The following is an 11,943-nucleotide window of genomic DNA, read 5'->3' on the forward strand; positions in this document are numbered from 1 at the left end:
CCCTGCACAGCCCCATGACCCGTATCGCCGTAATCGAAGACGACCTGCCCACCAGCAACCAGTTGGCGGGATGGATACGCAGTGCGCGCAGCGGCATCGTGATCGACCAGTGGTTCACGCGCGACGAGGCCGAGGCCGCCCTGGCCCGCGAGCACTACGACGCCGTGGTGCTGGACATCGAGCTGGGCCGCGAGCGCCATGCGGGCGTGGCCCTGATCAACGCCATCAACAAGCTGGGCCAGGGCACGCCGGTGCTGGTGGTCTCGGCCATGCCGGCCGCCATCTACCGCAGCATCATGAAGGCGCTGGACGCCTGGGACTACCTGCAAAAGACCACGTTCGAGGAGGCGGACTTCATCGAGACCTTCCTGGACATCCTGCGCACCACGCAGCGCGCGGCGCCCGTGGCCGCGCAGGCCGCCGCAGCGCCCGCAGGCGACGCCCTGGTGCTGGACCCGCTGTGGCAGCGCACGCCCACCTGGCGCGGCGAGCGCATCAACCTGCCGCTGACGGCCCAGCGCATCCTGGCCACGCTGCACCAGCGCAGCGGCGAAGTGGTGTCCTACGACGAGCTGTTTGAGGTGGTCAAAAGCGGCCGCAACCGCGACAACGTGCGCAAGCACGTGAGCACCATCCGCGAGGCCCTGCGCGAGGTGGACCCGGGCTTCGAAGGCATAGAGAACGTGCCCATGCGCGGCTTTCGCTGGGTGGGCCAGGCCGGCGCCGCCGTCCGCACATGAAGCGCCTGCTCAACCCCAGGCTGGAGCTGCCCCGGCTGGAAGTGCCGCGCCTGGGCCTGGCCGCCTTCCGCCAGCGCATCCTGCTGCGCGGCGTGTTCGTGCTGCTGGCCGTGGCCACGGTGGCGCTGAGCGTGGTGGTGCTCAAGGACGAGAAGGAACGCGCCTGGCAGGCCTACCAGCACGGCTTTGTGCGCAGCCAGGCCGAGGTCATGGCGCGGCTGCGCCATCCTTCGGGCCGGCTGGCCCTGCTCAACGCCGGCCACCTGGGCCAGGGCGTGACGCCGCTGGCGCCGCTGCTGCTGCCCTACGCGGCCATCGACTTCGACGATCCGCAAAAGTCCCAGCAGGCCGTGGAGATGGCCGGCTGCTCGGTGCAGTATCCCGATGGCGCCTCGCTGTGCGCAGCCATCGGCAACAATCCCTACGCAGGCGGATTCATCTATCTGGTGGGCAGCTTCTTCGCAGGCGAGCTGACACCGCGCGAGCGCGGCTCGCGCGAGCCCGCCCAGGCACACCGCGCCCGCATCACGCTGGACATGCGCGGCAGCACCTACCGCTGGATCGCGCCCTATGAGGCCATGCCGCAGCAGGGCAACAAGTCCGGCAACGGCGAGCACGGCCGGCTCACCGGCTTTGTGGACAACGGCACGCCCCAGCTTGAGGCCCGCGCGCGGCCCGTGCGCGATTTCCGTGGCTGGCTCTGGCAGAACGGCCATTGCCGCGACCTGCCGCCTGGCGTGCAGGGCCATGCGGGCAATGACAAGACACCCCCTGCAGCCGACTGCCTGCGCCGCACGCACTACTCCATCCGCCTGCCGGTCGAGCTGTTCCGCGAAGCCCTGTTCCGCAGGGACGTGCGCCCCGTCTGGCCGCCTGAAGACCTGGGCAGCATGCGTGTGCGCGTGGAAATGCTGGCCCCCGGGGACACGGAGCCGCCGCTGTTCGACAGCAACTCGCCTGGGGCGCAGCTTGCCGCCTCGCTCAACGACATCTCGCGCAGCCTGCTGCCCGGCGAGCGCGTGCAGATCCGCAAGGTGGGCGCCGACGAAGCCAGCGCCATCACCCTCAAGGGCGTGGATGTGCAGGCCGCGCCGTCGGCGCCCTGGCTGCTGCGCCTGATCAGCTGGCTGCCGCTGGATGCGGCCGGCGTCTCCGCCGCCACCATGACCCCGGCCGTGCCCACGGGCCAGGACATTCTGGACACGCCCACGGGCAACTACACCGTCAGCTTCACCGGCCACCCGCGCGATGTGGAGCAGGGCCTGGCCGCCGTGGCCACGCGCCTGTCCTGGTACCTGGGCGCCATGCTGGCCGCCATTGCGCTGGCCTGGCTGATCGTCGAGCTGGGGCTGATCCGCCGCGTGACCGCCCTCACCCGGCGCGCCGCCGCCGTGTCCTACAACGTGCAGGACGGCCATGTCGGCCCGCGCCTGGGCGACCTCGAAGTGTCGGACCTTCGTGGTTCCGACGAGCTGGGCATTCTGGCCGGCGGACTGGCCGACCTGCTGCAGCGCGTGAAGGACGACCTGCAGCGCGAACAGCTGCGCGCCCAGCAGGAACGCGACATGTGGCATGCCGTGGGCCACGAAATCATGTCGCCCCTGCAATCGCTGATGGTGCTGTACGGGCCCGACGACCCCGGCCACCGCTACGTGCAGCGCATGCAGCAGGCCGTGCATGTGCTCTACGGCACGGCATCGCCGGCCGAGGCGCTGCAGGCCGCCAACGTGCCCGAAGGCCGGCTGGACCTGAACGCCTTCCTGTCCCACGTGGCCGCCAACGCGCACTTCGCGGGCATTGCCAACGTGGTCTACGAAGGCGGGAGCGGGGGCGGGAACAGGGACGTCACGGGCGCCGTGATCGTGCGCGCCGACGAGTTTGCGCTGGAAGACGTGGTCACCCACATCCTGCGCAATGCCGACAGCTACCGGCCCGCGGGCACGGCCATCACGCTGTCGCTGTCGGCCTCGGAGTCCGCCGCCAGCGCCACGCTGCACAACCAGGGCGCCACCATTGCGGAGGACCTGCTGGAGCGCATCTTCGAGCTGGGCGTGTCCGCCCCCCAGGAGCCGGCGGCCGCCGGCAGCGCCGAGCACCGGGGCCAGGGCCTGTTCGTGGCCAGGACCTACATGGCGAAGATGGGCGGCACGATCAAGGCGCACAACACGCGCGATGGCGTGGCCTTCACGCTGACCTTCCAGCGCCTGGGCTGAGGGCCGGGCACCGCCGGCCAGTGCCCCCGGGGCACGGCCGGATGGCCCCGCGAAGGCACAATACGCGGGTGTCCATTCCCCAATCGTTCATCCAGGAATTGCTCTCGCGCGTCGACGTGGTCGATATCGTGGGACGCTACGTGCAGCTCAGGAAGGGCGGCGCCAACTTCATGGGCCTTTGCCCGTTCCACAGCGAGAAGTCGCCCTCCTTCACCGTCAGTCCCAGCAAGCAGTTCTATCACTGCTTTGGCTGCGGCAAGAATGGCAACGCCATCGGCTTTCTGATGGACCATGCCGGCATGGGCTTCGTCGAAGCCGTGCAGGATCTTGCCGGCCAGGTCGGCCTGCAGGTGCCGCAGGACGACATCAGCCCCGCCGAGCGCGAGCGCCAGGCCGCGCAAAAGCAGAAACAGGCCACCCTCACCGACGTGCTGGAGAAGGCAGGCGACGCCTACCGCAAGCACCTCAAGGCATCGCCCCAGGCCATCGACTACCTCAAGCGCCGCGGCGTCTCGGGCGAGACCGCCAAGCGTTTCGGCCTGGGCTACGCGCCTGCGGGCTGGCGGTCGCTGGCCAGCGTGTTCCCGCAGTACGACGATCCGCAGCTCGAAGAATCGGGCCTGGTCATCGTTGGCGAGGGCGACGACAAGCGCTACGACCGCTTCCGCGACCGGCTGATGTTTCCCATCCGCAACGTCAAGGGCGAGTGCATCGGCTTCGGCGGCCGCGTCTTCGGCGACGAGAAGCCCAAATACCTGAATTCGCCCGAAACCCCGGTCTTTCACAAGGGGCGCGAGCTCTACGGCCTGTTCGAGGCCCGCACCGCCCTGCGCGACATGGGCTATGCGCTGGTCACCGAAGGCTATATGGACGTGGTGGCCCTGGCCCAGCTGGGCTTTGCCAACGCCGTAGCCACGCTGGGCACGGCCTGCACGCCCGACCATATTCACAAACTGTTTCGATTTACCGAAGCCGTCGTCTTCAGCTTCGACGGCGACGCGGCGGGACGGCGCGCCGCGCGCAAGGCGCTCGATGCGGCCCTGCCCTATGCCAGCGACACGCGCAGCGTCAAATTCCTCTTCCTGCCCGCCGAGCATGACCCGGACAGCTTCATCCGCGAATACGGCAGCGAAGCCTTTGCCCGCTACGTGGGCGACGCGCTGCCGTTGAGCCGATTTCTCATCGAAGCCGCCAGCGAAGGCTGCGACCTGGGCCAGGCCGAAGGCCGCGCCCACATGGCCAGCAATGCCCGCCCGCTGTGGACGGCCCTGCCCGACGGCGCCCTCAAGCGCCAGCTGCTGGGCGAGATCGCCGAACTCGTGCAGCTGGATGCGCGCGATCTCTCGGACCTGTGGTCGCAGGAAGCCGCCCGCAGCGGCCCCGCACGGGGCTCCATGGCCGGTGGCGCCCACCATCCGGGCCAGGCCAGCCATGCACCGGCCGCGCCCGACTGGGGCCAGCCGGCCGAATACAACGCCCCTTCGGGCTGGCCCGAGGGGAGCAGCCAGGGCGGCGGCGCAGGCGGCTGGCGCGCAGCCGAGCCCGGGCGCGGCGGCAAAAAGCCCTGGCCGCGCAAGCCCTGGGACAAGAATGGCCGCAGCGACTTCAACCCGCCGCCCATGGGGCCGCGCGTAGCCCCCGCCACGCGCACGGACCAGGCGGCGCGCCTGCTCATGGCGCACATGGAGTTCATGGAAGAACTCACCCACGAGGACTTCGAGGCGCTGGCGCGCTGCGCCGCCGGGCACGGCGCGCTGTTCCGCTGGATGGAAGCACAGTTCCAGGAATCCGGCCCCCGGCCCTTCGCCGTGCTGCGCGAGCAGCTGCGCGGCCTGCCCCATGAAGTGCTGGCCGACAAGCTGATGAGCGGCCCCCACGCCCATCCCGAAGGCGAGCTGTCCGAGCTGCGCCGCGAGCTGCGCGGCGTGCTCAACCGCATCGTCATCGACCACATCAAGGCCCAGATCGACGAAGCCGTGCGCGACATGGCACGGGACCCCAGCGCCGCCCAGCGCTATCGCGATCTCTTTGCCCGACAGCAGGTCCTGGAAAACCAGATGCGTACTTCCTCTTGAAATCGAGGTAAGCAGATATAATTAGGGGCTATCGGCAAGAGCGACAGCAGCACCTCCGGACCGGGCCCCGTGAAGAACTCACGTGATTGCAGCAACTGCACGGCCCAATTTCCCGCAAGGACTGCACACCAAATGTTCGCCCAGACATCTTGCCTGGAACGTTTTTCGCTTCCCTGGCGGACCTAGTCCGTCCGCGCGTGCGCCTAGGCGGCGCTTGTTTGAGTTTCCCTTTGTGTGTGTTCGCTCCTGACCGTGAGGTGTTCATGCCCGTTTCAAAGTCCGTGAAGTCCAAGCAGGCCCCCGAAGCTCCAGCGAAGCCCAAGACTTCGACAACCTCTTCAGCCCCGGCCAAGGCCGGTGCCGGCAAAGCCGCTGCAGGACCGAAGAGCGCCGCATCTGCGGCCAAAGCAAAGAAAGATACCGACGTGGTAACCAAGTCCCAAGCCGAACTCAAAGCCATGGCCGACGAGCTGCTCGCCGCCGCGACCCCCAAGCGCGGCCGCAAGAAGGCAGCCGAAGGCGACGACGCCCCCGCCCAGACCGAAAAGAAGCCTGCCGCCGCCAAGAAGGCGCCGGCCAAGGCAGCCGCAAGCTCCACCGCCGCTGCCAAGACCCCCGCCAAGCGCGGCCGCAAGCCCAAGGCCAAGGAAGGCGGCGACGACATCGATGATGCCGACCTGTCCGACATCGATGGCGACATCGACGGCGAAGGTGAAGGCGAGTCCGAGGTCGAGACCGAAGTGGAAGTCGAGGTCGAGACCACTTCGGCCCCGGCCGAAAAGGTCAAGCCCCTGCGCATGAAGATCAGCAAGGCCAAGGAACGCGCCTTGATGAAGGAATTCGGCCTGGACGAAACCGTCCTGACCGAAGAGGAAATGTCCACCCGCCGCCAGCGCCTGAAGGCGCTGATCAAGCTGGGCAAGACGCGCGGCTACCTGACGCACAGCGAAATCAACGACCACCTGCCCGACAAGCTGGTCGATGCCGAGACGCTGGAAGTCGTGATCTCCATGCTCAACGACATGGGCGTGGCCGTCTACGAGCAGACTCCCGATGCGGAAACCCTGCTGCTGAACAACACGGGCCAGTCCGCCACCACCGAAGAGGAAGCTGAGGAAGAGGCCGAAGCCGCCCTGTCCACGGTGGACTCCGAATTCGGCCGCACCACCGACCCCGTGCGCATGTACATGCGCGAAATGGGCACGGTCGAGCTGCTGACGCGCGAAGGCGAAATCGAAATCGCCAAGCGCATCGAAGGCGGCCTGATGGACATGATGGAGGCCATCTCGGCCTCGCCTGCCACCATCGCCGAGATCCTGGCCATGTCCGAGGAAATCCGCGAAGGCAAGGTCGTCATCTCCACCATCGTCGACGGCTTCGTCAACGCCAATGAGAACGACGACTACGTGGCCGAAGAAGACTTCGACGAATACGACGAAGAGGACGACGACGACGGCAAGGGCGGCTCCAAGGCGCTGACCAAGAAGCTCGAAGAACTCAAGAACGAGGCGCTGCGCCGCTTCGACGCCATGCGCGAGAACTTCGACAAGATGCACAAGGTGTACGACAAGGACGGCTACGGCACGCCCGTGTACATGAAGGTGCAGAAGGCCCTGACCGAAGAGCTGATGACCATCCGCTTCACGGCCAAGACCATCGAGAAGCTGTGCGACCTCGTGCGCGCCCAGGTGGATGACGTGCGCAAGAAGGAACGCGAGCTGCGCAAGATCATCGTGGACAAGTGCGGCATGCCGCAGGAGACCTTCATCGCCCAGTTCCCGCCCAACCTGCTGAACCTGCAGTGGGTGGTGCAGCAGGTCGCAGCCGGCAAGCCCTGGAGCAATGTGCTGGAGCGCAACATCCCGCCCGTGCAGGAGCTGCAGCAGAACCTGATCGACCTGCAATCGCGCGTGGTCGTGCCGCTGGACGAGCTCAAGCGCATCAACAAGCGCATGAACGATGGCGAGCGCGCCAGCCGTGACGCCAAGAAGGAGATGATCGAGGCCAACCTGCGCCTGGTGATCTCCATCGCCAAGAAGTACACGAACCGCGGCCTGCAGTTCCTGGATCTGATCCAGGAAGGCAACATCGGCCTGATGAAGGCGGTGGACAAGTTCGAATACCGTCGCGGCTACAAGTTCTCGACCTATGCCACGTGGTGGATCCGCCAGGCCATCACGCGCTCGATCGCCGACCAGGCGCGCACCATCCGCATCCCGGTGCACATGATCGAGACCATCAACAAGATGAACCGCATCTCGCGCCAGCATCTGCAGGAGTTCGGCTTCGAGCCCGATGCGTCCATCCTGGCGGCCAAGATGGAGATCCCCGAGGACAAGATCCGCAAGATCATGAAGATCGCCAAGGAGCCGATCTCCATGGAAACGCCGATCGGCGACGACGACGATTCGCACCTGGGCGACTTCATCGAGGACACCAACAACACCGCTCCCGTGGACGCCGCCATGCAGGCCGGCCTGCGCGACGTGGTCAAGGACATCCTCGACGGCCTCACCCCGCGCGAAGCCAAGGTGCTGCGCATGCGCTTCGGCATCGAAATGTCCACCGACCACACGCTGGAAGAAGTGGGCAAGCAGTTCGACGTCACGCGCGAACGCATCCGCCAGATTGAGGCCAAGGCCCTGCGCAAGCTCAAGCACCCGAGCCGCTCGGACAAGCTGCGCAGCTTCATCGACTCGCTGTAAGGCGCTGTGGTTGCCGGCCCCCCGGGCCGGCAACCGCCCCCCTGGAAAGCCCCGCACTCCCCTGCGGGGCTTTTTGTTTGTGGCGGGCCATCTGCCGGGCAGGGCGACGGTGGCGCGATAGACTGCCGCCTTTGTCTGCACGGGCAACAGCATGGCTCTCGAAATCGAACGCAAATACCTGGTGGCCGACCCTGGCATCGTGGCAGGCCTGACCGGCGTGCGCATGGCGCAGGGATACATCGCCGACAACGGCATGTGGGTGCGGGTGCGCATCGCCGGAGACACCGGATTTCTCACGCTCAAGGGCCCGGCACGCGGCATGAGCCGGGCCGAATTCGAATACCGGATCCCGCTGGCCGATGCCGAGACGCTGCTGGCCCAGCACTGCGCACATGGCGCCATCGACAAGGTGCGCTACATCGTGCCGGTGGACGGCTTCGACTTCGAGGTCGATGTGTTCGAAGGCCCCCTGGCCGGCCTGGTCACGGCCGAGATCGAACTGGCGAGCGAGGATATCCAGCCGCCATCGCCCGCCTGGCTGGGCGCGGAGGTCACCTCCGACCTGCGCTACAGCAATTCGCAACTGGCCAAGACCCGGCAGTTGCCTTCGCCGGCCCTGCTGCCGGGTTGAAGCAGGACGGCCCTGTTGCCGCGCCAGGACGGCCTGTGCCGCGGCGGTTCAGCCGCCGGCCCGGTCCAGGGCCATGGCCTGCACCTGCAATCCGGAGCCCTCGCGCAGCGGCTGCAGATCGCCCTGCGCCCGGAAGCCATGCGCCAAATACAGCCGCATGGCGGGAGAGTCTGCTGCGGTCACGCCCAGCCGCACACGCCGCATGCCCATCTGCCAGGCCCAGGCGACGGCCTGCGCCAGCAGCGCCTGGCCCGCGCCCCGGCCACGCGCGGCAGGATCGACCCACATCTGAAAGAGGTCGGCCACGCCGGGCTCGTCGGCACACAGCTTGCACCAGACCAGGCCGCAGGCCTGTTCGCCGTTGACAGCGAAGAGCACCCTGTCCCTGCCCCCGGCAGCAGCGGCCTGCAGCCGTGCAGCCCAGTCCGCGTCCGCCCTTGCAGCCTCTGCCGCCCAGGTGCTGCCGAAGGCGTCGGGGGCATCGCGCAGGGCATGCAGGCGGATATCGCGGTACTGCGGCCATTCATGGGGATCAACGGGGCGGATGGAGATCATGGAGCTTTCTGCGTCGGACAAAGGGGTTGGGAAAGAGAACCTCAGCCCCGGCCATGCCGGGCTGCGAGCACCGCCAGCATACGGAAGAAGGCGGCACCGATCTCCTCCTCGCAGACGCAGGCGTATCCCAGCAGCAGGCCGCGCCGCTTGTGCGGGCCTGCGTAGTAGCGCGACAGCGGCTTGACGAAAATGCCCGCCTGCCGGAGATCCTCGGCAAGCGCCACATCGTCGTCCTGGCCCGGCAGCTGCATCACGAAATGCAGGCCTGCGCTGCTTTCCACCCAGGGCAGGTGGTCGGCGCCCAGGTAGCGCTCGATCAGGGACAGCAGCATGCGGCGGCGCTTGCCGTAGAGCAAGCGCATCTTGCGGATGTGGGCGGCGTAGTGGCCTTCGGTGATCAACTCGGCAATCACCTGCTGGGGCAGCTGGTGCCCCTCGCGGTACAGCTCGGAATGGATGCGCCGCAGGGGCTCGGCCAGGGCCGGTGGCAGCACCATGTAGCCCATGCGCAGCCCCGGATAGAGGGTTTTGCTGAAGGTGCCTATGTAGATCACGGGCGCACCTTCCTCCATGCCCTGCATGCTGGGCACGGGACTGCCGGAGAAGCGGAATTCGCTGTCGTAGTCGTCCTCCACGATCCAGGCGCCCACGCGGCGCGCATAGGCAATCAGCGCACGGCGCCGGGCCATGCTCATGACGGCGCCCAAGGGATATTGGTGCGATGGCGTGACGAAAATCAGCCGGGGCGCGGGCAGGCCTTCGGGCAGTTGCATGCCCTCCTCGTCCACGGGCACGCTGTGCAGGTGCAGCCCGTGCTGCATGCGCAGCACGTTGGCAATGCCCCAGTAGCCGGGCTCCTCCATCCACACGCAGTCGCCGGGATCGGCAAGGCTGCGCACCACCAGGTCGATGGCCTGGTGCACGCCTTCGGTGATCAGCACCTGGCCCGGCCCACAGTCCACCGAGCGCGCCACGCGCAGGTGCTCGGCCAGGGCCTGCTTGAGCGCGTCCACGCCGCCGCGCGTGCCGTAGGTCAGCAGTTGCGGCCCGGCGTGGCGCAGCAGGCGGTTGTGGATGCGCGCATAGGTGGCGCGCGGAAATTCGGTCACGTCGGGCACGCCGGGCATGAAGGCGCCCCATTGCTGCTCGGAGGCCTGGGCCGTTTTCAGCAGGGCCTGCGCCTGTGCAGACAGGCCGCCGCCCGGTGCGGGCGCCGCGGCGGTGGCGCGGCGTGCGGGCGCACGCCCGCCGCTCAGCAGCAAGGCCGCAGGCAGGGTGTCCACCACATGCGTGCCCCGCCCCACCTGGCTGCGCACATAGCCCTCCACCTGCAGCTGCTCATAGGCGTGGTTGACGGTGTTGCGCGACACGCCCAGCTCGCGCGCCAGGTCACGCGAGGCAGGCAGACGGCTGCGCGGCAACAGGGCCCCGCTGTCTATGGCCTGGCGGATGGCCAGGTACAGGCCCCGGTTGAGATGGGTGCGGTCGCCGCCCAGCCCGCGCCAGTCCATCTGGAGGATGAGATCCGCGCACACGGAGGGTTTTGCCATGCCTGCCTTGGTGGAGTGAGGATAGAGGTGGAAGTGGAGGCGCGCTCAATTGGCACCACCATCTTTTCAAAAGATGGCTCCAGTCATGGAACCAATGGCCACTATAACGGGAAGCCTTGCATCCCCATCAACGGAGAACCCTCTCATGTCCAGCGCCACCGCCTCTTCCCCGAACCAGCAACTCCAGAACCGGCGCAACGCCGCCATGCCGCGCGGCGTGGGTGTGATGTGCGGCTTCCATGCCGTGCAGGCCGACAACGCCCTGCTGACCGATGCCGAGGGCCGGCAGTACATCGATTTCGCGGCCGGCATTGCCGTGCTCAACACGGGCCATCGCCATCCGCGCGTGGTCCAGGCCGTGCAGCAGCAACTGGAGCGCTTCACGCACACGGCCTTCCAGATCGTTCCCTACGAAAGCGCGATTGCGCTGGCCGAGCGCATCAATGCGCTGGCGCCCATCGCCGGCCCGGCCAAGACCGCCTTCTTCACCACGGGCGCCGAGGCCGTGGAGAACGCCGTCAAGATCGCGCGCCATGCCACGGGACGCTCGGCCGTGATCGCCTTCCAGGGCGCCTTCCATGGCCGCACCCAGCTGGGCATGGCACTGACGGGCAAGGTGGCGCCCTACAAGCAGGGCTTCGGCCCCATGCCGGGCGAAGTCTTCCACGCGCCCTTCCCCAGCGAGCAGGCCGGCGTTAGCGTGCAGCAGTCGCTGGACGCCATTGCCATGCTGCTCAAGACCTCGGTGGACCCGCAGCGCGTGGCCGCCATCATCGTGGAGCCCGTCCAGGGCGAAGGGGGCTTTCACCCCGTGCCTGCCGCCCTGTTCACCGGCCTGCGCCAGCTGTGCGACCAGCACGGCATGCTGCTGATCGCCGACGAGGTGCAGACCGGCTTCGCTCGCACGGGCAAGCTGTTCGCCATGGAGCACTACGGCGTGCAGCCCGACCTGATCACCATGGCCAAGAGCCTGGGCGGCGGCCTGCCGATCTCGGGCGTGGTGGGCCGCGCGGCCGTCATGGACGCGCCGCATCCCGGCGGCCTGGGCGGCACCTATGCCGCCAACCCGCTGGCCGTGGCCGCGGCCCATGCCGTGCTCGACGTGATCGATGAAGAACGGCTGTGCGAGCGCGCCCACGCACTGGGCAACCAGCTGCGCGCGCGCCTGCAAGCCCTGCAGACGCAGGATGCCGGCATTGCCGACGTGCGCGGACTGGGCTCGATGCTGGCCGTGGAGTTCCGCCTTCCCGGCAGCGGCGAGCCCGATGCGCAGCGCGTGGCCGCCGTCGTCCGGCACGCGCAGGAGCAGGGCCTGCTGCTGCTGACCTGCGGCCTGTACGGCAACGCCATCCGCTTTCTCTATCCGCTGACGATTCCACAGCCGCTGTTCGCCAGGGCCCTGGACATCATCGACAGCGCCATCACCCAGAGCGCGTCCCAGCCAGTCGCCGCCTGAATCCCCATCCCAGCCACA

General features: G+C 67.9%; 8 protein-coding genes. 6 read left to right on the forward strand and 2 right to left on the reverse strand.

Going from position 1 to position 11,943, the window contains the following annotated elements:
• Positions 1-14 precede the first annotated feature (14 nt).
• The 5 genes from BW39_RS00810 (at position 15) to BW39_RS00830 (ending at position 8,364) form a co-directional block, all read left to right on the forward strand.
• Positions 15-740, forward strand: a complete 726-nt coding sequence (locus BW39_RS00810; protein ID WP_012206841.1) for a response regulator transcription factor — start codon at positions 15-17, stop codon at positions 738-740.
• Complete coding sequence (locus BW39_RS00815; protein WP_043819129.1) at positions 737-2,953, forward strand: sensor histidine kinase; 2,217 nt, start codon at positions 737-739, stop codon at positions 2,951-2,953. Before BW39_RS00810 ends, BW39_RS00815 begins: the two co-directional genes overlap by 4 nt.
• Before the next feature lie 41 nt (positions 2,954-2,994).
• Positions 2,995-5,028: a DNA primase gene (dnaG, locus tag BW39_RS00820; protein WP_043819131.1), complete on the forward strand. Its 2,034-nt coding sequence runs from the start codon at positions 2,995-2,997 to the stop codon at positions 5,026-5,028.
• A 263-nt stretch (positions 5,029-5,291) separates the two neighbouring features.
• A complete protein-coding gene (gene rpoD / locus BW39_RS00825) occupies positions 5,292-7,733 on the forward strand; it encodes an RNA polymerase sigma factor RpoD (RefSeq protein ID WP_013801152.1) in 2,442 nt (813 codons plus the stop codon).
• Between the two features lie 151 nt (positions 7,734-7,884).
• Positions 7,885-8,364: a CYTH domain-containing protein gene (locus BW39_RS00830; protein ID WP_043819133.1), complete on the forward strand. Its 480-nt coding sequence runs from the start codon at positions 7,885-7,887 to the stop codon at positions 8,362-8,364.
• A 48-nt stretch (positions 8,365-8,412) separates the two neighbouring features.
• Here the strand turns inward: BW39_RS00830 and BW39_RS00835 are convergent, their stop codons facing one another.
• A complete protein-coding gene (locus BW39_RS00835; protein ID WP_043819135.1) occupies positions 8,413-8,919 on the reverse strand; it encodes a GNAT family N-acetyltransferase in 507 nt (168 codons plus the stop codon).
• Between the two features lie 41 nt (positions 8,920-8,960).
• A complete protein-coding gene (gene pdxR / locus BW39_RS00840; protein WP_043819137.1) occupies positions 8,961-10,469 on the reverse strand; it encodes a MocR-like pyridoxine biosynthesis transcription factor PdxR in 1,509 nt (502 codons plus the stop codon).
• A gap of 145 nt (positions 10,470-10,614) precedes the next feature.
• Between pdxR and gabT the strand changes: the two genes are divergently transcribed.
• The gene (gabT, locus tag BW39_RS00845; RefSeq protein WP_043819139.1) at positions 10,615-11,925 is read left to right on the forward strand and encodes a 4-aminobutyrate--2-oxoglutarate transaminase; all 1,311 of its coding nucleotides are present in this window, start codon (positions 10,615-10,617) and stop codon (positions 11,923-11,925) included.
• The last annotated feature ends 18 nt before the right edge of the window (positions 11,926-11,943 follow it).

It is taken from the genome of Delftia sp. RIT313, assembly GCF_000632165.1.
GTDB lineage: Bacteria > Pseudomonadota > Gammaproteobacteria > Burkholderiales > Burkholderiaceae_C > Comamonas > Comamonas acidovorans.